Origin of the sequence: Clostridium sp. UBA7339 (genome assembly GCF_002470865.1) — a bacterium.
GTDB classification, from domain to species: Bacteria; Bacillota; Clostridia; order Clostridiales; family Clostridiaceae; genus Clostridium_J; species Clostridium_J sulfidigenes.
This window is the reverse complement of sequence record NZ_DKPI01000006.1, coordinates 961,826-985,703: the sequence shown is the minus strand read 5'-3', so window position 1 is coordinate 985,703 and position 23,878 is coordinate 961,826. Positions and strand designations below refer to the sequence as shown.

21 protein-coding genes are annotated in these 23,878 nt (G+C 29.5%); 18 read left to right on the top strand and 3 right to left on the bottom strand.

Annotated features, from left to right (window positions below; translation table 11 throughout):
• The first annotated feature begins 1 nt into the window (after position 1).
• The 10 genes from B2S02_RS08030 to B2S02_RS07985 all read left to right on the top strand — a co-directional run bounded on the left by B2S02_RS08030 (position 2) and on the right by B2S02_RS07985 (position 10,392).
• Complete coding sequence (locus B2S02_RS08030; RefSeq protein WP_346893848.1) at positions 2-1,222, top strand: MFS transporter; 1,221 nt, start codon at positions 2-4, stop codon at positions 1,220-1,222.
• Between the two features lie 129 nt (positions 1,223-1,351).
• Positions 1,352-2,503 (top strand): sensor histidine kinase, encoded by a 1,152-nt coding sequence (locus B2S02_RS08025; protein ID WP_346847249.1) that lies wholly within the window; start codon positions 1,352-1,354, stop codon positions 2,501-2,503.
• Between the two features lie 2 nt (positions 2,504-2,505).
• Entirely contained in the window at positions 2,506-3,144 is a 639-nt protein-coding gene (locus B2S02_RS08020) for a response regulator transcription factor (protein WP_346847250.1), read from the top strand.
• A gap of 85 nt (positions 3,145-3,229) precedes the next feature.
• Positions 3,230-4,165 (top strand): ABC transporter ATP-binding protein, encoded by a 936-nt coding sequence (locus B2S02_RS08015; protein ID WP_346877208.1) that lies wholly within the window; start codon positions 3,230-3,232, stop codon positions 4,163-4,165.
• Between the two features lie 11 nt (positions 4,166-4,176).
• Positions 4,177-5,271, top strand: a complete 1,095-nt coding sequence (locus B2S02_RS08010) for an ABC transporter permease (RefSeq protein WP_346920518.1) — start codon at positions 4,177-4,179, stop codon at positions 5,269-5,271.
• Complete coding sequence (locus tag B2S02_RS08005; RefSeq protein ID WP_346920517.1) at positions 5,262-6,329, top strand: ABC transporter permease; 1,068 nt, start codon at positions 5,262-5,264, stop codon at positions 6,327-6,329. Before B2S02_RS08010 ends, B2S02_RS08005 begins: the two co-directional genes overlap by 10 nt.
• A gap of 318 nt (positions 6,330-6,647) precedes the next feature.
• Positions 6,648-7,079, top strand: coding sequence for a fasciclin domain-containing protein (locus B2S02_RS08000; RefSeq protein WP_414632084.1), 432 nt, complete (start codon positions 6,648-6,650; stop codon positions 7,077-7,079).
• Between the two features lie 255 nt (positions 7,080-7,334).
• The gene (locus B2S02_RS07995) at positions 7,335-8,810 is read left to right on the top strand and encodes a protein adenylyltransferase SelO (RefSeq protein WP_346920516.1); all 1,476 of its coding nucleotides are present in this window, start codon (positions 7,335-7,337) and stop codon (positions 8,808-8,810) included.
• Between the two features lie 113 nt (positions 8,811-8,923).
• Positions 8,924-9,973, top strand: coding sequence for a MerR family transcriptional regulator (locus B2S02_RS07990; protein ID WP_346847256.1), 1,050 nt, complete (start codon positions 8,924-8,926; stop codon positions 9,971-9,973).
• 35 nt (positions 9,974-10,008) lie between these two features.
• Complete coding sequence (locus tag B2S02_RS07985; RefSeq protein ID WP_346847257.1) at positions 10,009-10,392, top strand: (deoxy)nucleoside triphosphate pyrophosphohydrolase; 384 nt, start codon at positions 10,009-10,011, stop codon at positions 10,390-10,392.
• A 46-nt stretch (positions 10,393-10,438) separates the two neighbouring features.
• On the opposite strand, the gene B2S02_RS07980 is transcribed toward B2S02_RS07985, so the two are convergent.
• On the bottom strand, positions 10,439-13,348 hold the full coding sequence (locus tag B2S02_RS07980) for a DUF3427 domain-containing protein (RefSeq protein ID WP_414632755.1): 2,910 nt from the start codon (positions 13,346-13,348) through the stop codon (positions 10,439-10,441).
• 286 nt (positions 13,349-13,634) lie between these two features.
• On the opposite strand from B2S02_RS07980, the gene B2S02_RS07975 reads away from it, so the two are divergent.
• From B2S02_RS07975 to B2S02_RS07965, 3 genes are all read left to right on the top strand, one after another.
• Positions 13,635-14,723 (top strand): radical SAM protein, encoded by a 1,089-nt coding sequence (locus B2S02_RS07975; protein ID WP_346920515.1) that lies wholly within the window; start codon positions 13,635-13,637, stop codon positions 14,721-14,723.
• Between the two features lie 38 nt (positions 14,724-14,761).
• Positions 14,762-15,223 carry an 8-oxo-dGTP diphosphatase gene (locus tag B2S02_RS07970; protein WP_346920514.1) on the top strand — a complete coding sequence of 154 codons (462 nt, stop codon included), beginning with the start codon at positions 14,762-14,764 and terminating at the stop codon, positions 15,221-15,223.
• A 223-nt stretch (positions 15,224-15,446) separates the two neighbouring features.
• On the top strand, positions 15,447-16,310 hold the full coding sequence (locus B2S02_RS07965; RefSeq protein WP_346878471.1) for a DegV family protein: 864 nt from the start codon (positions 15,447-15,449) through the stop codon (positions 16,308-16,310).
• Positions 16,311-16,477: 167 nt separating this feature from the next.
• Here B2S02_RS07965 and B2S02_RS07960 read toward each other — a convergent pair whose 3' ends face one another.
• Entirely contained in the window at positions 16,478-17,809 is a 1,332-nt protein-coding gene (locus B2S02_RS07960) for a DUF4910 domain-containing protein (protein WP_346920513.1), read from the bottom strand.
• 331 nt (positions 17,810-18,140) lie between these two features.
• Here B2S02_RS07960 and B2S02_RS07955 point away from each other — a divergent pair, with 331 nt between their 5' ends.
• The 5 genes from B2S02_RS07955 (at position 18,141) to B2S02_RS07935 (ending at position 22,990) form a co-directional block, all read left to right on the top strand.
• A complete protein-coding gene (locus B2S02_RS07955; RefSeq protein ID WP_346878473.1) occupies positions 18,141-18,983 on the top strand; it encodes a helix-turn-helix domain-containing protein in 843 nt (280 codons plus the stop codon).
• Positions 18,984-19,075: 92 nt separating this feature from the next.
• Positions 19,076-19,975 (top strand): hypothetical protein, encoded by a 900-nt coding sequence (locus B2S02_RS07950; protein ID WP_346920512.1) that lies wholly within the window; start codon positions 19,076-19,078, stop codon positions 19,973-19,975.
• Between the two features lie 256 nt (positions 19,976-20,231).
• On the top strand, positions 20,232-21,044 hold the full coding sequence (gene proB / locus B2S02_RS07945) for a glutamate 5-kinase (protein ID WP_346920511.1): 813 nt from the start codon (positions 20,232-20,234) through the stop codon (positions 21,042-21,044).
• A gap of 26 nt (positions 21,045-21,070) precedes the next feature.
• On the top strand, positions 21,071-22,315 hold the full coding sequence (locus tag B2S02_RS07940; protein ID WP_346920510.1) for a glutamate-5-semialdehyde dehydrogenase: 1,245 nt from the start codon (positions 21,071-21,073) through the stop codon (positions 22,313-22,315).
• A gap of 255 nt (positions 22,316-22,570) precedes the next feature.
• Complete coding sequence (locus tag B2S02_RS07935) at positions 22,571-22,990, top strand: hypothetical protein (RefSeq protein ID WP_346920509.1); 420 nt, start codon at positions 22,571-22,573, stop codon at positions 22,988-22,990.
• 259 nt (positions 22,991-23,249) lie between these two features.
• On the opposite strand, the gene B2S02_RS07930 is transcribed toward B2S02_RS07935, so the two are convergent.
• Positions 23,250-23,720, bottom strand: coding sequence for a cupin domain-containing protein (locus tag B2S02_RS07930; protein WP_346847268.1), 471 nt, complete (start codon positions 23,718-23,720; stop codon positions 23,250-23,252).
• Positions 23,721-23,878 lie beyond the last annotated feature (158 nt).

The following is a 23,878-nucleotide window of genomic DNA, read 5'->3' as shown; positions in this document are numbered from 1 at the left end:
AATGAAAAACAAAAACTTTACTATAGTGGTTACTGGACAGATAATATCTTTATTTGGAAATGCAATTCAAAGATTTTGTATGTCCTTATACATTTTAGATTTAACAGGAAGTGCCGCTATTTTTTCAAGGATATTGGCAATTTCAACTATTCCATACATATTATTTGCACCTATTGCAGGACTATTAGCTGATACAGTAAATAGAAAAAAGATAATGGTTTACCTTGATTTTTTCAGTGCTGGGTTAATGGCTATATATTCAATAATATTGATAAGTGGAAGAGATAATATCATAATAGTAGGAAGCATTATGTTCATGCTATCTACTATTTATACCTTATATAGTCCTTCTGTTACAGCTTGTATTCCACAAATAGTTGAAAAGGATAAACTAGCTACAGCTAATGGAATAATTCAACAAGTTGGTGCTATAGTAAATTTAGTTGGGCCTATAGTCGCAGGTTTATTATATAGTTTTATTGAGATAAAAACAATCGTAATAATAAATGCTATCAGCTTTTTTATTTCAGCTATTATAGAGCTATTTTTAGAAATTCCAGATTTGCAGTTAAAGGAAAAAATAAAAAAACCTATTTTACAATCTTTTAAGGAAATGAAAAAGAGTTTTATTTATCTAAAAGAAAAAAAGAAAATTGTCTTAGGAATTATAGTTTCTTATGGTTTAACTAATATTTTTGTAGTACCAATTCTAAGTGTTGTATCTCCTTATTTTATTAAAATAAAATTGAATATGCCTTCAGTTATATATGGTTTTGTAGAAGCAATATTTGTTATAGGAATGATGCTAGGAGGATTATTAATAACATTTAGACCTAAAATGTTTAAGATGAAACACATACACAAAACTATGTATCCTATGGTAGTAGCTATTGTAATTATAGGGATTTCCACTCATTTAACTAGAACAAATAAATTTATTGTTTTAGGATTTTATTCTATAGGAGGTCTTGGAATAATGTTATCACTAGCTTTATCTAACATTATATCTTTAACCTATATTCAACAAGAAATAAAAGAAGATATGCTAGGAAAGGTAAGTGCTTTTTCTACTGCTATTGCAACAGCAAGTGTTGCACCTGGTCAGTTAATATATGGACAACTTATAGATATTAATTTAAGCATTTACAATATCCTATTATTAACTTTAATTCTAAGTATAGGAGTAGTTTGGTTTATAAAATGGAATGTTAGGGAAATTTAAGATAAGGAATCTTCCTAGGGTGTTTATATATAAGGTTAACAAAACATAATCATATAAAAAATACACTAGTAATTTTATGTGATTTAGGCTTAAATAAATATATAGAGAAATATATATTAGGAGAGCGGTATGGTAAAAAGTAAAGAATTATTGTTAATGAGATATATATCATTTTGTATATTAACCTTTCAGTTGTTTGTAGAAGTTGAAAATAAGAGCATAGTAAGTCTAGTTTTTCTTCTATTATTTATTATAAATAATCATTTGAGAATGTTTTATTTAGAGAAAGAGAGAAGTGCTATCCTTTCAATAATAATAGAGCTAGTATTTATACCATTGGCACAACTGAACTTTGGAGGAACTATTATTTTTTACTTAATAGGGGTATCCATAGATTTATTCCCGTTGAAAAGTAAGATAGTTAAGTATGGATTAGGGCTTATAATTTTATTTATTGGAATTTATCCGAAGTTTAGTGGGCCTATTGAAGATGGCATTATTAATTTTGTTTTACTTGGAATCTTCTTTATTCTTTTAAGTTATATATCTAGACTTTTTAGTACAAAGGTTGAAGCACAGCAGCTTTATGATAAGCTTAGAGTTTCAGATGAAAAACTTATAGAAGCTAATAAGGAGCTTGAAGGGTATGTAGAATCTATTGAGGAATTAACTTTATTAAAGGAAAGAAATAGAATATCAAGGGAAATTCATGATAGTGTTGGACATACTTTATCTACTGCTATGATTCAGTTATCGGCTATGGAAGCCATTGCAGAGAAGGAAAATAGTTCTATGAAGGATATGATAGGAAATTTAAGAGCTTTTATTAGTGAAAGTTTTCAAGATGTGAAGAGAGCTGTAAGGGAGTTAAAGCCCGATGAATATGATAACTATCAAGGAATTTTAAGACTTCAAGATGTATGTAAAAACTTTGAGAGAATGTCTGGAGTAGAAGTTAAGGTCATTATATCAAAGGGTGATTGGAATTTATCAACTAAGCAGATTAATCATTTATATAGAATGATTCAAGAGATTTTATCAAATTCTTTAAAGCATGGTAAAGCAACTATAGTTAAGGTTATTATGAATTTTACAGAAGATGAATTTGTAATATCCTTTAGTGACAATGGCGTGGGAACAGATAAAATTGTGGAAAGTGGACTCGGACTTAAAAGTATAAGGGAAAGAGTAGCGGAGATAGAGGGTATAGTTCATATGAAGTCTAGCAAAGACAATGGTTTTTTTGTTAAGGTTATAGTTCCAAGGGAAGTGGAGGTGTAGGAATGGAAAAGATTAAACTTTTAATTGTAGATGATGAGAAATTAATAAGAGAAGGCTTGAAAGTAATGCTTTCAGTTTATGAGGATATTGAAGTTGTTGGGATAGCTGAAAATGGTTATAAGGCTTTGGAAGTTTGCAAAACCACTGATGTTGATGTTGTTCTTATGGATATAAGAATGAAAACTTGTGATGGGGTTATGGGGACAAGACTTATTAAGGAACAGTTTACAAAGATAAAGGTTATAATTCTTACTACCTTTAAGGATAAGGAGTATATAAGAGAAGCCATGAGGTATGGGGCTTTTGGTTATATGCTTAAGGATAGCTCCCATGATGTAATTTATGAAGGTATAAAAATGGCTTATAAAGGTAATATGGTAGTTCATCCTGATGTGGCCATAGAAATGATGGGAAGTAATGGAGTAATTAAAAGTGATATAGATAAGTATGGACTTTTGGAGAAAGAGCTTAAGATAATAGAAGCAATAGCTAAAGGATTAACTAATAAAGAGATTTCAGAAGAGTTGTTTTTATCAGAAGGAACAATAAAAAATAATATAACCAATATACTATCAAAGTTGAAGCTTAGAGATAGGACGCAGATTGCAATTTTTGCTTTTAAAAATGGAATAGTGACTTAAGTCATTTATGTAGTGACCTTAAGTTATGGCCATCCCCCTGGAAATATCTTATTATAATAGTAAGATAAGTCTAGGGGGTAATTTTATGAGTATTATAGAAGTAAAAAACATCAGTAAAAGATTTAATGATAAGTTAGTTTTAGATAATATTAGCTATGAAGTAAAAGAAGGGGAGATATTTGGCTTTATTGGACCTAATGGAGCGGGTAAGTCAACTTTAATAAATATTATGACAAGCTTATTAACACCAGATAGTGGGACTATTGAAATATGTGGATATGATATTTTAAGGGAGCCGATTAAGGCAAAGGAATGTATGGGATATGTTCCACAGGAGTTAGCTCTAATGGAGGACCTTAATGCCTATGATAATTTAGAGTTCTTTGGAGCTTTATATGGATTAAAGGGGAAACTTTTGAAGGAAAGAATAGCAGAGGCTCTTAAAGTAACTGGATTAGAGGAAACTAAAAAGCAAAAGGTTAAGAAGTTTTCAGGTGGAATGAAAAGAAGACTAAATATTGCAGTATCAATTCTCCACCATCCAAAAGTTTTAATATTGGATGAGCCTACCGTTGGCGTAGATCCGCAATCAAGAAATCATATATTTTCTTTCATAAAAAATATATGTAAGGATTGGGGTACTACAGTAATTTATACTTCACATTATATGGAGGAAATCGAGGAGCTTTGCAAGAGAGTATTTATAATTGATTTAGGCAAGGAAGTATCCTATGGAGATAGAGAAGAGATTAAGGCTTCAGTTTTCTCTAACAATAAGGTGATTATTGAAACTCAAGAGATAAGTGGAGAAACAATAATGAAGTTAAAGGATTTAGAGGGAATCGATAAGGTATCAGATAAGGATAATGTACTTAATTTAACTATTGATTCAAAGTTTAAGCTGGCTAGTGTGCTTTCATTATTAGAAAAAGAAACTGTTAATATAAAGAAGATTAGTTATGAAGAGGCAAAGCTTGAAGATGTATTTTTATCATTAACAGGAAAAACTTTAAGAGATTAGGGGGAAGAGCTATGAAGGCATTATATTATATAAAAACTACCCTTAAAGGTATGTTTGCAAATGGCGTAGTTACCATAGCAACTTTTATCTTATTTCCTATTTTACTTGCATGTTTTATGGCATTTTTTCATAATTTGGATGATGAAAATCCATTAAAGCTTAAGGCATTAAATGTTCAAATTGTTGATGAAGACAACACTGAAAATTCAAAAAGGCTTGTAGAACTTTTAGGCAGTGATGATTTGAAAGAGGTTATAAATATAGTAGATAAAAAGCCAGATGTGGAACTAACAATAAAAGAAGGATATGAGAAAAATGTTTTATCTTTAAATAAGGGAGATATAATTATTAATAAAAAAGTAGAAGGCATGGGAATGTCCACTGACACCTTAAAGGTAATATTAGATAGATATCATCAAAGTTTATATGTATCTATAGCTGGTGGAGATATGGGGAATTTAAATAGAATTATGGAATCATCTATAGTTGAAGATATTACAATAGATACTATAAAAACCAATAATCCCTATGAAAAGATATCAGCATCCATGATTGGCTTTGTAATTACCATTCTTATATATACAATGATTCATGGTGGTTATGCAGATATTAGTGTAAATTTAGATAAAAGAATTAATGCAACTCCTATTACAAAATTACAATATCTTTTTTACGAGACTATGGCTTTGATAGTATATGTGTTTATAATAATCAGTGGATATGTAATTTTCTTTAGAGTAGCTGGATTAAGTTTTAAAGGAAATATTTTAGATTTAATATTATTAATATTAATGGGAACTATGCTAGTAGTATCTATGTCTAAAAGTATATCTACTATATTTGGGGCTAAGTATGGAAAAATAATTGGGACTATAATATTTACCTTACCCCTAATAAGTGGAGAGATATTTTCAGGTGAAGGTAATAAAATTGCGTTGCTAACACCAACACATTATTTAAATAATGCATTTAATTTATATAATTTAAATGGAAATTTAGAAGGCTGTGGGAAATGGATATTAATTACATTTGCAATGTCAATTATTATATACTCTGCAGCAATAATTAAAGCAGTAATTCAGGGGAGGAAAAAGGTATGCGCTTAATAAGATTAGTATTAATTAATATGAAAAGACAATTAAAAAGTCCATTTATGTTACTAATGACCTTGATATTTCCTGTTGTTATGATTTTAGTTATAAATGGTGGAGGTTTAAGTCACGGATCAGGAAGCATAGGAATTATAGATAAAAGTAATTCAAATCACTCTACTGAGGTTATTGAGAAATTGAGTGAAGAATATTCAATAAATACACTAGATGGAAAGGTAGAAGACAATTTCGATTTGCTTAGAGAAAATAAATTAGGTGCAATTTATGTTATAGAAGATAACTTTCAAGATTTATTAGATAATGGAGAGCTTCCTAAAATTCAGTGTTATAGTACAGAAGCAGCTAGTGGCTCAATAATGGCAGAAGATATTATAACAAACTATGTATCTGGAGTTGTTGAGGAAGAAGTAAGTGCGGGATTAAGCACAAATTCTACTACTGCAGTTATTGTAGATGAAGAAGTAGACAGTAAAGAGGATTATAAGATGACTATATTATTGATATGTTATTTTATGATGATAGGTGGTTCCGTTATTGCGGGAGAAATAATTAAACTTAGAGAGCAAAAGGTATTAAAAAGAACCATAGCAACTAGTAATTCAGATATAACTATTTTAGGTAGTTTATTTATTTCATCCTTTATAATTCAAGGAGTTTTAAGTTGCTCAGCTTTTATAATCTTAACACTTGTATTAAAGCTTCCTAACAACAATATTCCTCAAGGAATACTAATCATATTTCTAAGTAGTTTAGTTACAACATCTATTATTGTAGCAGTAACAAGATGGATTAGAAATGTAACCTTAGCAAGTCTATCTACAGTTGTTTTTGGAATAGCTGCCTTTGGTATGGGGATTTTTGGATCAGAGTTAGATAGCTTTGATAATGTTCCTGAAATAATAAGTAGAATCAGTGTAATATCACCATTTACATGGCTACTCAGAATAATAAATACAGGAAAAATTATTATTCCTATCTTAATCATATTTTTAATGTCTATTATGTTATTTACAGCAGGTAGCTTTAAGCTCAGGGAGTTTGTTAAAGAATAATGTGGATTTAATATTAGTAGCTTTCAATTTAGGTTGGGGCTACTATTTTTTTATGTGAATTTATTTCAGAGAAATATTAATTAAGTACGTATATATTTATTTAGAATAATCTAGATTTTTAATGGGCAAACTTAAATGGAATAAAAGTTACAAATTTTAAAAGAGGGTGTAAAAACTTTACACTAACCCAAATAGTAAAGGAGAATGATTATGAAAAGAAAAATTAAAATTATTGTAGCGTTAGCAATGATGGTATTTATTATCCAAATGCCTTTAGTGGCAAGTGCACAGAGCATTTTACATATTCAAAGTGATACCATGAAAGAAATGGCAGAACCAAAGGACATAGTGGATATAGCTACAAGTGATGGCAGATTTAAAACTTTAACAGCAGCTTTAGAGGCAGCCGGATTAGTGGATACCCTAAAGAGTGAAGGTCCATTTACAGTGTTTGCACCTACAGATGACGCATTTTCAAAACTTCCAGCAGGAAAAATTGATGAGCTATTAAGACCAGAAAATAAAAATGTGCTTACAGATATTTTAACTTATCATGTTTTCAAAGGTAAAGCTACTGCTGCAGATGTTGCCAAATTAAATGGTAAGGAAATAACCATGGCAAATGGAAAAAATGCTAAAATAGAGGTTAAGGGTGATTCAGTATTTATTGATGGAGCGAAAGTTATAATTACTGATATTATGGCTAAAAATGGAGTTATACACGTAATTGATACTGTAATGATGCCTTAGTAGATGGATTATACAAACAGTTTAAATTAAGGTAAAAGATGCTAATCATCTTAGGATGAAGCATCTTTTTGCTTTTTATTTCATATTAAGATTGATAGCTTTAATTTGATATTTCAATAGTAAACAAAGACATAAGTATTTAATAAATAACATATTAGAATAAATAATTATTAAAAGTATAAACTAAAAAGAGGGTAGTTATTATAGAAGTTTATATCTATAATTTATATAAAATGAAGAAGAAAAGGAGATATGATGAAAGAAGGAAAAGCATTAATAGAAACAGGATTCAACTTGGAAAATAGTTATGCTGGACTACCGAAAAAATTTTTTGAAATGCAAAGACCTAGTCATGTACCATCACCTAAACTAGTTATGCTAAATTATCCGCTAATAAAGTTTTTAGGATTGAATGCTGAAGGATTACAAAGCATTGATGGGGTAGATATACTTGCAGGAAATAAGATTCCAGAAGGAGCTATGCCTATTGCTCAGGCATATGCAGGACATCAATTCGGCCATTTCACCATGTTAGGTGATGGGAGAGCTGTTCTCATAGGTGAGCATATTACTCCCCTAGGTGAGAGAGTTGATATTCAGCTTAAGGGTTCAGGTAGAACTCCATATTCACGAGGAGGTGATGGAAAAGCATCACTAGGTCCAATGCTGAGGGAATATATCATAAGTGAAGCAATGAATGCACTAGGTATTCCTACTACTCGTAGTTTAGCTGTGGTTACAACTGGTGAGTCAATAATGAGAGAAACACAGTTACCTGGTGCAATTCTCACTCGTGTATCAGCTAGTCATATTCGTGTTGGTACATTTCAATACGCATCAAAATGGGGTACCGTTGAAGAACTTAGAGCTTTAGCTGATTATACTTTGCAAAGACATTTTCAAGAGGTAAAGGATAAAGAAAATCCATATCTTTTATTACTTCAGCAAGTAATTAGGAAGCAGGCTCAGCTTATTGCAAAATGGCAGTTAGTTGGGTTTATCCATGGTGTAATGAATACTGATAATGTAACAATTAGTGGAGAAACAATTGATTATGGGCCATGTGCTTTTATGGATGCCTATGATCCTTCTACTGTATTTAGTTCTATTGATATTCAGGGTAGATATGCTTATGGTAATCAACCTAATATTGGTGCATGGGATCTTGCCAGATTTGCGGAGACTCTGTTACCATTGTTACACACTAATGAGAATGAGGCATTAAGGCTAGCACAAAAAGAAGTTTCACATTTTGCTGATTTATATAAGAATAATTGGATTAGAGGAATGAGAGAAAAACTTGGAATTTTTAATGAAGAAGTTGCTGATGAAGCTTTAATTGAGGAACTTTTAAGTATTATGAAAAAGTATGGTGCAGATTATACCAACACCTTCCGTGTATTAACTAGTGGAAAGATAAAGGATAATGTACTCTTTGGCAAAGAGGAATTTGATAAATGGTATAAGCGATGGCAGGAGAGATTAACGAGACAAGAAGAATCAAAAATTTCCTCAAGGGAGCTTATGGAAAGAAGTAATCCAGCGGTAATTCCACGTAACCATAGGGTAGAAGAAGCACTAGAAGCTGCAGTAAATCAAGGAGATTATAGGGTCATGGAAAGGCTATTGGATGCTCTCTCAAAACCATATGATCACTCTAAAGAACTAGATTATTACACTACATTGCCAGAGACATCAACGTGTCCATACCGAACTTATTGTGGAACTTAATATAAAAATAGCTAGTAAAATTAATTTGGTTTTACTAGCTATTTTTATTGACTTTAACCCTAGACGAAAGTTTAGAATAGTATTATTAAGAGTATTATTAAGGGGATGAACACATGGGAAGTAAATATACTATAAGTGAAGTAAGTAAAATGTTTAATATAACTACTAATAAAATTAGATTTTATGAGAAAAAGGGTTTATTAAAGCCTATAAGAGAAGAAGAAAATGAGTATAGAAAATTTAATGAACAAGATATAATTAAATTACAATCTATATTGCTCTATAGGTCAATAGGATTAACTATTAATGACATTAGAAATATATTAGATAATAATGAAAAAGAAAATTGTTTAGCACATTTTAATAATCAATGGAAATTCGTTAATGATGAAATACATAGGCTTAATAGTATAAGAAAATCTTTAGAAGATGTGATAGACAAGCTTTATGGAGAAACAACAGGATATGAAATAGATAGTGAAGTACTAGATATAATAAATAGTAGTAATAAATTAAGTAGTATTAGAAATAACTGGAAAGATAAATGGGGCTTTAATCATTGGGCAAAAACATATGATAATGACGTTATTGAAGATAAAGGACAATTTAAAATATATAAGAACTACAATTTAATATTGCAAAGTGTATATGATTTAGTAAATAATGTGAAGTTAAAAAATCCAATAATACTTGAAATAGGAGTAGGTACAGGTAATTTAGCAAGTAAGTTTTTAAATAACAATTGTGAGATAATTGGAATAGATCAGTCTAGGGAAATGCTATTAGTAGCAAAACAAAAATATCCAAATTTAAAAGTTAGATTAGGTGAATTTTTGAAGATACCATACGATAATAAGTACTTTGATATTATTATTTCAACATATGCATTTCATCATTTAAATGAAAGTGAAAAAGTCATAGCAATAGAAGAAATGATAAGAGTACTAAAAGATGATGGAATAATAGTTATTGGAGATTTAATGTTTAAAAGTAAGGATGATGAAAAAGGTATTTTTAATGAATTATCTAAGGAACAAGTAGAAGAAATAGAAGATGAGTATTATTCACATATTGATTTTTTAGAAAATGAATTTAAAAAATATAATAAAAATCTAGAGTATAGAAAAATAGATGAACTTAATTATATAATAAAAGTAGATTAGTATTTAAAAAAAGCATAGTAAAAGAGGGGGAACATATGAAGACAATAGAAGTAGTAGCAGCAGTAATAAAACATAATGATAGAATATTTATTACACGTAGAGGATACGGTGACTTTGTTGATATGTGGGAATTTCCTGGAGGTAAAATAGAAATTGGTGAATCAAAGGAAGAAGCACTTATTCGTGAGATAAAGGAAGAATTAGAATTAGATATAAAAATATCAGATTTTTTAACCACAGTAGAATATGATTATCCTAGTTTCCATCTTATTATGCATTGTTTTATTTGCCAAATTTCTGGTGGGAAATTAAATCTAAATGCCCATAATGATGCTAAGTGGATTACATTTGATGAATTAGATGGTGAAAAGTGGATTCCAGCGGATATTTTAGTTATTGATGCTCTAAATAATATGTAAGAAAAGGGACTTAGCAAATTAAATTACTTTGCTAAGTCCTTTTACATTATGAAGTAATGTATTCATAAATATCTTCTCTTACAGGTGTAATTAATTGATATTTAATTTCCACAGCTGTTTTATTAGTATTTTTCATAATGAATTGGACAGGTGTTCCTACAGCTTTAATTTTTCCAAGGAAGTAAAATTCTTTTGAAATTTTATCATCTTTATTTTTCCTCAGAAATAAGCTCATTTCAACACCAGTTTCTTCAGCTTTATAAGCTTGTACAATATCATCAGAAGTTATTGTTCTGCCTGACTTTGATATAGCAATTAACTGGGATGGAGATAGAAATCTATCTTCATAGTTAATAGTATCAGTAATATCTTCAGATTTCTCATAGTTGATAAATACGGGATATGTTTTAGTGGTTTTATCGAATTTATATCCACCAATATTAAGTGCAACTTCACCTTTCTCCCACTGAAGTAATCTACAAACATCCTCATAGGTATATTTTTGATATAACTGAAAACTAGTATTCATATAACTTTTACTGTAGAATTTCGTATATCTTTCCATTCCAAAATGGATTAACTCCTCAACCATATATTTAAAATCCCTATTTTCAAGATGATTCTTAAAGGATTTAGAAATTTTATAATCAGAATCTGATACTTCTAAAAAAACACATTTTTCATAAGTTTTTTTACCAGTGCCAGTGGGAAATTCATTTGTAAGAACATTAACCACATTAGTTTCAGTGGTAGCTTTAAAATCTATATTATAATCATCTTTTAGCTCTTTTTTCAGTCTATGGATTAGATTGGTTTCATGGTTAATAGCAAGCTTAAGCATAAGCAGTTCATGAATTCTTTTACCGGAAGCTAGCTTTTTAGAGATGAATTCAATAAATAATTCTTCAGACTTATTAAGTTCTATAGCATAGTCCTTCTCATATTTTTTTAAGAATTTATAGTATGAACCCAGGCTTTTATTATCAAATATTCTTAATGGGTCAATAGATTCATAAGTATCAAAATCTGTTAAACTTGGTATTCTACCAATCTTTTGCTTAAGATTATTATAACTTTCTTTAATTAGCTTAATATCATTAAAATTAGCTTTATCAATGGACTCAAATATTTTATTTTTAGATATTTCATCAAAATTAATAGTGGAACAACCAGGTATTATTCTTGTTCCTTCCATAACATATTTTCTAATGGAATCTTTATTAAAGGTTCTATCTCCAGATAAAGCAATGGGAATTAAAAAATTGCTGTTATAGTTTCCTATAAAGTCTATAATAACAACATATTCTTTAAAATTATGTTTTCTAAGACCTCTACCTAATTGTTGAACGAAAATTATAGCTGACTTAGTTGGCCTTAACATAACAACTTGATTAACAGCAGGTATATCTACACCTTCATTAAATATATCAACTGTGAAAATATAATCTAGAGAGTTATTTAATTCTTCTTGCTCTAAACGTTGAATTGCTGATTCTCTTTCATCCTGAGTATTTTCTCCAGTTAAGGCTACTGTTTTATAGCCGCGAGTATTAAATATATTTGATAGTTGAATGGCTTCTTTTTTATCACTACAGAATATTAACCCCTTTACTCTTTCACCACAATATCCATAAAAATCAATTTTATCGATGATATGATTAACTCTTTCCTCAGCTACTAAAGCTCTAAAGTCTGATTTTTCCTCTAACTCCACACCATTAACACTAATATCAGATACACCAAAATAATGGAATGGACAAAGTAAATCTTCTTCTAAGGCCTGTTGAAGACGTATTTCATAGGCAATGTTGTAGTTAAATATTTTAAAAATATCAAAGTTATCACTTCTTTCAGGGGTGGCTGTCATGCCAAGTAAGAATTTAGGATTAAAATATTCAACTATCTTTTGATAACTATTAGCTCCTGCCTTATGAACTTCATCGATGATAATATAATCAAATTCATCTTTGCTAAAACTTTGAAGCACCTCATCCTTTGATAGTGTTTGGACTGTACAAAAGATAAAGTCTTTATTAATTTCCTTTCGGCTTCCAGAGAGAATTCCCATGCTTCGAGTATCACCAAATACATTTTGAAAGCTATTTAGGCCTTGATTGGCTATTTGTTCTCTATGTACTATAAATAGAGCTTTTTTAGGATTATAATTTCTTAACTCAAAAGCAGATAGATAAGTTTTTCCAGTACCAGTAGCAGAAATTAAGAGAGCCTTATCTGCACCGTTTTCCCTGAGCTTATTTAATCCTTGAATAGCAGCTACCTGCATTTTATTTGGCTTAAGCTTATATTGTGCTAGCCTTGGAATGTTACTTTTTCTTGCGTATTCAATTTGCTTTTTATAAATATCTTCATAGGTTTCTATCCAATTTAAAGTTAAGTCATCAGCATCCTTCCAAAGCTCCTGAAATTCATCAATTACATTTTCAGTTAAGGAACCTGCCTCTAAAGAGGAAATTTTTAAATTCCATTCCTTATTTTTTGTTAATGCTGATTGAGTCAAATTCGAACTTCCTACAATTAATTTATAATGATCTTCATATTTAAATATATATCCTTTAGTATGAAAGTTTTCTTTGCTATATAACTTAATTTCAATATTTGAAAATTCAAGTAGCTTCCTTAATGCTTTAGGCTCACTGAAATTCAGATAATCTGTAGTTAAAATTTTACCTTTCACACCTTTTTTATTTAAGTATTTCAAGGTTTCTAGTAAGGGGGTTATGCCACTACTTGTAATAAAAGCAACGGATATAAAAAACTCTTTACATCTTGTTAATTCAGAGATTATTTCATTTAAAACTTTGCTACCTTTTAAATAGTCATTTACTATTAACTTTGGTGTTAAAGCTAAATTTGAATGGATTAAGCTATTTACTAAACCAGTTTCACTAGCTTTAATAATCTCATCTTTAATTATATTTTTATCATTTGTATCCATATCAATAGTCTTAAAGTTAATACTTACTGGTGTATTAAATATATCTGTTTTAGTTATAGTACTCATATTTACCTCACATTTAAATTATCATAGTTAAAGTGTAAATAATTTCATCAATTCTTATATTATAACATAATTATATGATATGGATTTTACTATATAATGATATAATGTATTTAAATAGAATTTATCATACTAAAGGTAAGGTGAACTGTGAATATTAAAGAATACTTGATATTGAAATAAAGTAAATTAAATAAATAATTTATAGGGAGATGGCATTGAAATGGGTACAGAGTTTAGTTTAGTTAACTATTTAAATGAAGGGGTAGAAAGCATTGTAAAGGGTGCAATGAAGGCTTCTTTTCAAAATCCCAAAGAGGCAAAGTTCATTATGAAATATATTTTAGAAAGCAAAAAAGCTGCTAAAAGAAGAAAAACCTTTGAAGAGAAAGGACAACATATTCCACCTTTCCTAATCTCAAGCATCACTAGTAGCTGTAATCTCTTTTGTAAAGGGTGTTATGCAAGAGCCAATAATACCTGTGGTGAAAAGTCAAATAAAGATCAAATGACAAGTTATCAATGGGAAGATATATTTAAACAGGGGAAAGAACTTGGAATTTCTTTTATATTACTAGCTGGTGGAGAACCTTTAATGAGAAAGGATATTATAGAAAAAGCGTCTCAAATTAAAGAAATTATTTTTCCTATATTCACAAATGGGACTATCATTGATGAAGAATATATTAAGCTATTCGATGCTAATAGAAATCTTGTGCCTGTTATTAGTATTGAAGGTGATGAGAACAAAACTGATGCTAGACGTGGTAAAGGAACCTATGAACTTCTCATAAATAAAATAGATTCACTTAAATCTAAAGGAATATTATATGGAGCTTCTATAACTGTTACCACAGAAAATATCTATAATGTGGCTAGTAAAGAGTTTATAGCAGAATTATATAATAGAGGTTGCAAATTAGTAATTTTTGTAGAATATGTACCAGTAGTTGCTTCAACTAAAGATTTAGCACCAACTGATAAAGAAAGGAACTATCTTGAAAGTGAACAAGCTCGTCTTAGAGAAATTTATGAAGATATGATTTTTATTTCTTTTCCAGGAGATGAAAAACATTCAGGAGGATGTCTTGCTGCTGGAAGAGGTTTCTTTCATATTAACACAAGTGGAGGAGTAGAGCCATGTCCATTTTCACCTTTTTCAGATACAAATTTAAAAAATTCTAGCTTGTTAGATGCATTACAATCACCTTTATTTAGAAAATTAAGTGCAGCAGAAATGCTTCTTGGTGAACATAAGGGTGGATGTGTATTGTTTGAAAAAGAAGAAGAAGTAAAAAAGCTTTTGATATAAAACAAAAAAATATAAATTGTACTTAAGAGGTGTAATATATGGAGAATGTAGAACTAACAAATATGGTTATGATAATGGATAAATTAAATAATAAAGTTCTTGTTCAGAACCGCATTAAAGGAAATTGGACTGGAATAGCTTTTCCAGGGGGGCATGTAGAAAAGGGTGAGTCTATTGTAGATTCAGCCATCAGAGAAGTTAATGAGGAAACTGGCCTAGTAGTAAATAATTTAGAAATTTGCGGTGTTAAAGATTGGTATAGGGCAGAAGATAATAAAAGGTATATGGTTTTTCTTTTTAAAACTGATTCATACCAGGGAGATTTAATAGAGTATGGTGAAGAAGGTCATGTATTTTGGCATGATATAGATAAACTTAATTTATTAAATCTTGCCCATGGATTTGATAGGATGGTTAAAATAGTATTAGAGGATAAACTTAATGAGTATTTTATTACAGAGAATCAACAAAAATCTCATTGGGAGCATATGCTAAAATAAAGATAAGTCAATTATAAAATTTAAGATTTTATGTTTAGCTTATTTTGAATGTTTCTGGATTATTGTGTGTAAAATATAAGCAATATAAGTATCTAAGTTCTTAGTAGGATTTCTGGGAATATGGGAATAAATTATTAATAGAACCTTATCTTAGAAATTTAACAAAGCTTTTTTGGTAAATTATACAAATGAAAAATGTTATGAATTTTATGGAGGTAAACTTGTGAAAAAAATAATTATTTTAGCAGAGAGCGGAGCAGATATTCCATTGGATTTAGCCACATTACATAATATTCAGGTTATCCCCATGCACGTGATAATGGGAGACTCATCTTATTTAGATGGTTCAATACCTGTAACAGAAGTCTATGATTATTATAAAAAAAATAAAAAAATACCATCAACTTCAGCAACAAATCCAGAAGAATTTCATCTTTTATTTAAAAAAATAAAAGATGAAAATCCGGGTTGTATTATTCTTCATATTGGATATACATCTAAAGCCTCTTGTGCTTACCAAAATGCACTTATTGCTTCAGAAGGAATGGAAGATATTTATCATGTTGATTCTTTAAATGTCACTGGTGGTCAAGGAGCAATTGTTTTAAGAGCAGCTGAAATCATAGAAAAACATCCAAATATAATGATAACTAATTTAATTGAAGAAATTCAGGATTACGTGGCAAGAGCCAGAGTATCTTTTATCCCTGGTGATCTTGCATATCTGAGAGCAGGAGGGCGTGTATCCAATGCTGCATACTTGGGAGGAACTTTACTACTAATAAAACCACTCATTGAAATTGTAGATGGAAAGTTAATTTCAACACAAAAGTTTCGTGGGAAAATGGTTAGTGTTGCTGATAAGTATATGAAAGAATATATTAAGAGATATAATTTTGATAAAGAACAATTATATCTTATTTATTCTTTGGGTCTTGATGAATCTATAAAACATAACATGGAGGGAATTGCTAAAGAAGAGGGATTTAGAAAGATTATATGGATTCAAGCAGGATGTGTAATTACATCTCATAGTGGTCCAGGAGCTATTGGAATAGCAGGATTTGAAAAGGTTAGTTCTAAATAAAAATAAGGCTCTATAAANNTTTATAGAGCCTTATTTTTATTAGAGAAAGGTATCCACTACAATTATATTTGCTTGTTCATTATTATCCATAGGAATAATAGTACATTAGAAGTATTATGTTACTTAAGTTCTTTTTTATATAAGATTTAAGATTTTATTTTTAGTTATTATTTTGAGAATCTTTCTGGATTATTACCAATTTCATTACATAAAGATGTGATTACGTTGCATGTATTAGATAAGTTTTCTTTATTGATCTTATCAGCGGTATCTTTATCCGTATGGTAGTCAACAAATGGGCCATATTCAAAATATGCCACTGGTATACCAGCTGCTTCAAAAGCTACATGATCACTTCTGTTACTTTCATCTCTTCTATTATCGTATTGGAAGTTATTCATACAACTTACTGCTAAATCTGCAGTTAAAGAATCCTTAGAGCTATCCATTGTGTAAACACATAAATTATCACCGATACCAACCATATCGGCATTTACCATTGCAATAGTATTTTGTAAATCATCACTATTTAAAGATTGAACATAATAATTTGAACCCACTAAACCTATTTCTTCAGCACCAAATGCAATAAATTTAATATTGCAATCAAGGTTTTTCTTGAATAAAATCCTTGCTGATTCCATTACAGTAGAAATACCTGAAGCATTGTCATTTGCAGCTGGGGTATCTACTCCATCATAGTGAGCTCCAACTATTAAGGTTTTAGCATCTTTCTTTTTAGATTTTAATGTTGCAATAATATTTTTTGATTTACTATCTATACACTGACTATCAACCTTTAGTGTGGCTTTAAGGCCTTTTTTTGAGGTTATTATGGTTGAATTAAGATATTCTGCATCAGCTTTAGATATTGTAACAGCTGGTATTTTTGTAGGTTCAACTAGGGTAGCGGATAGAGGTTCTTCACTATTAGGATCAAAAAATATAACACCTACAGCACCCATTGCAGTAGCTCTTTCAGTTTTATTTTTAAATGTATCACCACCACGTTGAATAATAACAAGTTTATCTTTTACTTTAGCTTTTTCCAAATCAGTTTGTGTTCCCATATATCCATTAACGACTTCTGAAGTTAAGCCTTCCTTTGGAGTCTCTTTACTAAAGGTTAAAGCCTTAGATTCAACAACTTTACTTTCAGGTATATCTATTTTTACTTCTACATCATTACATTTAAACGCTGTTACAGGAAACTCTTGTTCATCAACACTAAGTCCCATGTCTTTAAACTCTTTACAAATATATGATGCTGCATCCTTTTCTCCATCAAACCCGGTTATTCTAGCATCATCCTTTGCTGAAAGTTTCTCTATAGTGCTATATATCCTATCTTCAGAAATATCCTTTGAAAAATCTTTGAATTTTATGCTAGTTATATCACTTAAGCTAGAGGACTTGTCTTTAACACTATTACAACCCACAAGTGATGTTATAACAATTAAAGAGCAACATATACATATTATTTTTTTGGTGCCTTTCAAAATTAATCCCTCCCCAAAATTATTAGTAAGTATAACCTTTGTTTTAATCTTAAAATAGATAAAATTTTATACTCCTTTCATTTATAACTAAATAGTATTTGTAATGTAGTTAGTACAATTGAACATATGTTATTTGTAAATTATATGAATATATTAACACTTAATTACATTTAATTCTAGTAATAAATTAGGCACACTAACACTTTTTATGAACTTTATCTATTAAAGATTTTAATAGATAAAGTTTATCCTAAATATTAGAAATAATGTTATAATATTAGTACGATTATTAACAAAAATAAAAATAAATTATTATGAAGTGGTGGAACAAATGAAAGAGCTATCAGACTTATTTAAACCCATAACTAATAATATAATAAATAAATCAGATACTTATAGAGAAGTTGAGCCATGTGATACTTTAAAGCCATATATAAGATGCTTTTGGGGAAGTCCAGTGCCTTATAGAAATAAGGAAATAACTAAAGAGGGGGATAGAAACAATATTGTGATTCCAGATTGTTGTATGGATATAATTTTTGATATAGATTATAGTAATAATAAAGTGAATAACCTATTTTGTAGTATAAATGATTCTCCTTTTTATACACAAGAGGTTAAAACCTCAGCGTTGATTTCTACCTTTGGTATCCGATTTAATTTTTGGGCTGTGCATTTATTTACAGATAATCAATTGCCTAAAAAGTGTAATGAGTTTGCAATTGTAGACCAATATTTTATGGATTTAGGAAAAGAAATTGAAGATATAGTTATATATTATCCTAAGATTGAAGAAAGAATATATTACATAGAAAAGTTATTGCTTAGAAGATTATTCAATAAGAATTTTAGAAATAAAAATTTATTAAATGGAGTATATTATATTTTGAAATCTAAAGGGGTAACTACAATATCAGAGATTAGTAATTATATTTCTGTTAGTTCTAGACAGTTGGAGCGTATCTTTGGAGAATATATTGGAATAACTCCTAAGAAGTGCTGCAGTTTAGTTAGATATCAAAATATATGGAAAGACATAGCTTTTAAGAGAGATTTTAATCTTAGTAATATTACTTATAGTTATGGTTATTGTGATCAAGCTCATATGATAAATGACTTTAAAAAATACCATGGAAACACTCCTATGAAAGCTATAAACGAGTTAATTAAATAGAATGTCGCATTTTTACAATACTAAAGGTGTTTAATGTATTAACATTAAGTTATGAAATAAAGTTTGTGAGGTGTACTATGGAGAAGTTAAAGATGAGCCAATTTAAAAATATAGAGGAGCATATATTTAGTAATGGTAGAGATATTGAAAAAGTAAAATGGAATTATACTTTTAATAAGGGTAGTAAAGAGGATATAGTATCAGAACTAATAAAATATCAAAATGAGGATGGTGGTTTTGGAAAGGGATTAGAAGCTGATATGCTATTACCATCATCAACAAGTATAGCATCTACTGAGGCCATTTTTATTGCATATGATTATGACCTTAATTGTGAGGAGCCTTGGTTTGGAAATTTATTAAATTATTTTGAAAAAACCATTGAAGATACGCCATCATTCTGGGAGAAGGTTCCAGAGGAAGTTGAAAACTTTCCCCATGCACCATGGTGGATATATGCTCCAGATACAAAATTTACTCCTAACCCTTGTGCTGTTGTTGCTTCAGCTTTTATCAAGTTTGGTAATGCTGTTCAAAAGGAGATAGGTAATAAAATTGCAGCTAGATGTATAGAGTTTTTAAATAGTAATGAAGAGTGTTCTGACCATGATTGCTATTGCTTACAAAGACTATTTATAGTTTTAAAAGAACTAAATTCAAATTTGATTAGTGATGTAACTATAAGGTCTATGGAAAGAAGAATATTAGACTGTCTTTGTATAGATGAGGCTAAATGGATGGAATATGTATCACAACCTTTAGATTTAGTAACTTCACCTGAGTCACAATGGTATAAATTAGTTGAAGCCTTTATAGAAAAGAACTTTTCTTTTTGGATTAATACATTGAAGGAAGAAGGTTTTTGGCAACCTAATTTTTCTTGGGGAGTAGATAGTGAAGTAGCTAGAAATGTTACTAAAATTTGGACTTGCTACATAGCTGTGAAAAGAGCCAGGATTTTCAAAGCTTTTGGGCTAATAAATCTATATTAATTTTAAATTAATATGTAAATAAGTTTTAAATTAATGGTGGTGTTTTGCCTCCACCATAAAACCCACGACAATACAGAAATGTGTTGTGGTGGGTTATTTTATGTACAGGATATATTCTTAGGCTTGTTATGTATTGGAGGTTATTTCTAATAAGTTGTAGAGTAAAGTAGTGTTAATAAACTTATATTTTTATGATAATATTATTACAAGCTTATTAAAGATAAAATTAATGAAGGAAACTTAAGAGGAGATAAAAATGGAATATCGCGAAAATATTAAAAATTCAAGAAGAATAATTATAAAAATTGGTACTTCAACCTTAACCTATGACAATGGAAACATAAACTTAAGGAGAATTGAAAAAATAGCCATGTCAATATCTGATTTAATAAATAGTGGGAAAGAAATAATCCTTGTAACATCTGGATCTATAGGTGTTGGAGTAAGTAAAATGAACTTAAAGGAAAGGCCAAAAACTATTAGAGAAAAGCAGGCAGCTGCATCTGTGGGACAAGTAGCACTTATGAATATTTATAGCAAACTATTTGGAGAATATGGCTATTCAGTAGGTCAAATACTTTTAACAAGAGACATTATAGAATGTGAAAGAAGTAGAAATAATGTTGCAAATACTTTTGAAACCTTGCTAGAAAGCGGAATAATTCCAATAGTAAATGAAAATGATAGTGTATCTATAGATGAAATTGAAAATATATCTAGATTTGGAGATAATGACAATCTAGCAGCAATAGTTTCTACTATTGTGGATGCAAATCTTTTAATAATACTATCAGATATTGATGGTTTCTATGACTCTAATCCAAGAACAAATAAGGATGCAAAGCTTATAAAAGAAGTGAAATATATAACGGAAGAAGTACTAAATTTTGCAGAAGGTGCAGGAAGTAATTTAGGCACAGGTGGCATGGAAACTAAAATACATGCAGCAAAGATTGTAACTGATAATGGTACAAATATGATATTAGCAAATGGAAAAGACCCAAGTAAACTTATTGATATATTAAATGGAGACGATGTAGGAACTTTATTTCTGAGAAAAGAAAGATAATCAAAATATGAAGGGAGTAATTTTAGATGGAAGAGTTAATTTTAAAAGGGAAAAAAGTAAAAGAAGCTGCGTACATATTATCAAATATTTCAACAAATGAAAAAAATAAAGCTTTAAATGAAATGGCAAAAGCATTATTAGAGAATGCTAGTGAAATAATAGCAGCAAATAAAATTGATATAGAAAATGCAAAAAATAAGGGAACATCAGAAGCAATAGTAGATAGATTGCTTTTAAATGAAGACAGAATCAAAGGGATGAGTGGAGGTTTAACACAAGTAGCAGGACTAGAAGACCCTGTAGGTGAAGTAAGTTCAATAATAACTAGACCAAATGGACTACAAATAGGGAAAAAAAGGGTACCTCTAGGAGTAATAGGAATAATATACGAGGCAAGACCAAATGTTACTTGTGATGCAGTAGGGCTATGTTTAAAATCAGGTAATGCAACAATACTAAGAGGTGGAAGTGAAGCTATAAACTCCAACAAAAAAATAGTACAGATATTAAAAAAAGCCTTAGAAAAAACTAAGTTACCAGTAGATTGTATTCAATTAATAGAAGATACAAGTAGAGAAACTGTTAAAAATATGATGAAGTTAAATGAATATATAGATGTGCTAATACCAAGAGGAGGCGCTGGACTAATAAAATCAGTAGTAGAAAATGCTACAATCCCAGTAATAGAAACTGGAACAGGGAACTGCCATGTTTATGTTGATAAAAATAGTGACTTAGAAATGGCAAAACAAATAGTTATAAATGCAAAGACCACTAGACCAGCAGTTTGCAACTCAGAGGAAAAATTACTTGTTCATGAAGATATAGCAAAAGAATTTATTCCAGTAATAGTTGATGAATTAAGACAAAGAAAAGTAGAAGTTAGAGGAGACAAAAAATCTATAGGAATAGTAAATGACATAATACTAGCAAATGAAGAAGACTATTATAAAGAATATTTAGATTATATAATTTGTATAAAGGTAGTAAAAGATATAGATGAAGCGATAACTCATATAAATAAATATGGCTCAGGCCACTCTGAAGCTATAGTAACAAATGATTATCAGAATGCTCAAAGATTTCATCAACAAGTAGATGCAGCAGCAGTTTATGTGAATGCTTCTACTAGATTTACTGATGGAGAGGAATTCGGATTTGGAGCAGAAATAGGTATAAGCACTCAAAAGCTACATGCAAGAGGTCCCATGGGACTTAAAGAGCTTACCACTAATAAGTATATAATATTTGGAAATGGTCAAATCAGATAATAACTAAGGAGTTACTCAAAATGATTAAAGGTATTTTGAGTAACTCCTTTTGTCATCTTTATTTTGTTTAGTAAGGACTCAGAAGATAATCTGAATATATTTATATATAGATTCAAATAATATAAATATGTTATTTAGAATAGGAAATGTGTAGAAGGTAGCAATTCCATATATTGCTTAACTTTATACTATTAAAAAATTTATTTATGATATACATATAGAAATTTACTTACCTTGAGTAAGAGGAGTGATAGCATGAACAATGATTTAAGGATAGATATCTTTTTGGATGAAACAAATACTCCATTTGCACCATATTTTAGCTCGGATGATTTACACCTAAGCTCTGATTTGGAAGAGTTTATTTTATCAAAGCTACTGAATTGCAAAAGAAGAGAAGTTGATATATTTATTAAAGGTGAAAATAATTATGATGATAAGTTGTTGAAGACAGCTATAGTAAATACCTTTTCAAACCGAGTGGAAGAAAATGAATATATCTATGGTAGAAATAATATGAAGGCTATTATTTTGTACGCATTTGGCATCATTATTGGGTTGATAGGCTTGAGCCTTTCAAGCAGATATGCTTATTTCGCAGGTATATTAAGTATAGTGTGTTGGGTATTTATCTGGTCAGGCACAGAAGTTTATTTTTTGAAAACCGACAAATAAAATCAGATATAAGGAAGTACCAGAATATTATTAATGCAAATGTGCATAAAAAATACACATAATGAATGGCCAATTCTACATAGAGTAAATATATTAATAAGGGCATTGAATAACATAAAAGATTATATGGTGGATTATAAATACTACATTTCATCTCCACCATTAAAATGGGGCTGTCTCACAAATTTTTTAGAGCGACAGCCCCATTTTTTATCCACGATATATTAAATAAATATTTAGCTAATATCAGGAAGAAGGTTTATCTAGTTAACTTTTTTATTATATCTTCTAGATTTGGATACATATTTAAAAGGTCTCTTCTCTCAAATAATTCAAAATCATCAAAAGTAAAGGCAGGGGCTACCATACATCCAACTAAAGCAAATCCATCATTATTCATAGAAGAACCAAATATATATCCCTTAGGAACTAAAACTTGTGGAACCTCTCCTTTTTCTATATCTAATCCTAATTGCTTAGTTATAAGCTCACCCTCTGGTGTGATCATATATATAGTCAGAGGTTGCCCGTCGTGGTAATACCACATTTCATCAGAAGTTAATCTGTGAAAATGAGACACCTCTCCTGTTTCAAGCAAGAAATATATGCTACTAAATAACTTTTTATCTTCTCTAAAGAAATCTTCTGATAATACTGATTGTTTGAAGTATCCCCCTTCCACATGTGGTGTCATGCCTAATTTTTCTATATAATATTGTGCTGATTTCATGCTGTACCTCCTAAGTATAATAAATCTATTATATCAAAAACTTAATGATTTGTTGTAGTAATATAAATTAATGACGGCATTACTGATAGAATTCCTTAGTGTATAATCAATTTAGAAAAATGTAAGAATTCATTAAGAATTTGAAATAAATATATTAA

Excerpts from the sequence above, each read along its gene's own strand:
- B2S02_RS07970 (WP_346920514.1), top strand. The coding sequence starts at position 14,762 with ATGGAGAATGTAGAACTAACAAATATGGTTATGATAATGGATAAATTA.
- B2S02_RS07940 (WP_346920510.1), top strand. The coding sequence starts at position 21,071 with ATGGAAGAGTTAATTTTAAAAGGGAAAAAAGTAAAAGAAGCTGCGTAC.
- B2S02_RS08020 (WP_346847250.1), top strand. The coding sequence starts at position 2,506 with ATGGAAAAGATTAAACTTTTAATTGTAGATGATGAGAAATTAATAAGA.
- proB (WP_346920511.1), top strand. The coding sequence starts at position 20,232 with ATGGAATATCGCGAAAATATTAAAAATTCAAGAAGAATAATTATAAAA.
- B2S02_RS07995 (WP_346920516.1), top strand. The coding sequence starts at position 7,335 with ATGAAAGAAGGAAAAGCATTAATAGAAACAGGATTCAACTTGGAAAAT.
- B2S02_RS07975 (WP_346920515.1), top strand. The coding sequence starts at position 13,635 with ATGGGTACAGAGTTTAGTTTAGTTAACTATTTAAATGAAGGGGTAGAA.
- B2S02_RS07990 (WP_346847256.1), top strand. The coding sequence starts at position 8,924 with ATGGGAAGTAAATATACTATAAGTGAAGTAAGTAAAATGTTTAATATA.
- B2S02_RS08015 (WP_346877208.1), top strand. The coding sequence starts at position 3,230 with ATGAGTATTATAGAAGTAAAAAACATCAGTAAAAGATTTAATGATAAG.
- B2S02_RS07985 (WP_346847257.1), top strand. The coding sequence starts at position 10,009 with ATGAAGACAATAGAAGTAGTAGCAGCAGTAATAAAACATAATGATAGA.
- B2S02_RS08000 (WP_414632084.1), top strand. The coding sequence starts at position 6,648 with ATGAAAGAAATGGCAGAACCAAAGGACATAGTGGATATAGCTACAAGT.
- B2S02_RS07980 (WP_414632755.1), bottom strand. The coding sequence starts at position 13,348 with ATGGATACAAATGATAAAAATATAATTAAAGATGAGATTATTAAAGCT.
- B2S02_RS08025 (WP_346847249.1), top strand. The coding sequence starts at position 1,352 with ATGGTAAAAAGTAAAGAATTATTGTTAATGAGATATATATCATTTTGT.
- B2S02_RS08030 (WP_346893848.1), top strand. The coding sequence starts at position 2 with ATGAAAAACAAAAACTTTACTATAGTGGTTACTGGACAGATAATATCT.
- B2S02_RS08010 (WP_346920518.1), top strand. The coding sequence starts at position 4,177 with ATGAAGGCATTATATTATATAAAAACTACCCTTAAAGGTATGTTTGCA.
- B2S02_RS07930 (WP_346847268.1), bottom strand. The coding sequence starts at position 23,720 with ATGAAATCAGCACAATATTATATAGAAAAATTAGGCATGACACCACAT.
- B2S02_RS07955 (WP_346878473.1), top strand. The coding sequence starts at position 18,141 with ATGAAAGAGCTATCAGACTTATTTAAACCCATAACTAATAATATAATA.
- B2S02_RS07950 (WP_346920512.1), top strand. The coding sequence starts at position 19,076 with ATGAGCCAATTTAAAAATATAGAGGAGCATATATTTAGTAATGGTAGA.
- B2S02_RS07935 (WP_346920509.1), top strand. The coding sequence starts at position 22,571 with ATGAACAATGATTTAAGGATAGATATCTTTTTGGATGAAACAAATACT.
- B2S02_RS08005 (WP_346920517.1), top strand. The coding sequence starts at position 5,262 with ATGCGCTTAATAAGATTAGTATTAATTAATATGAAAAGACAATTAAAA.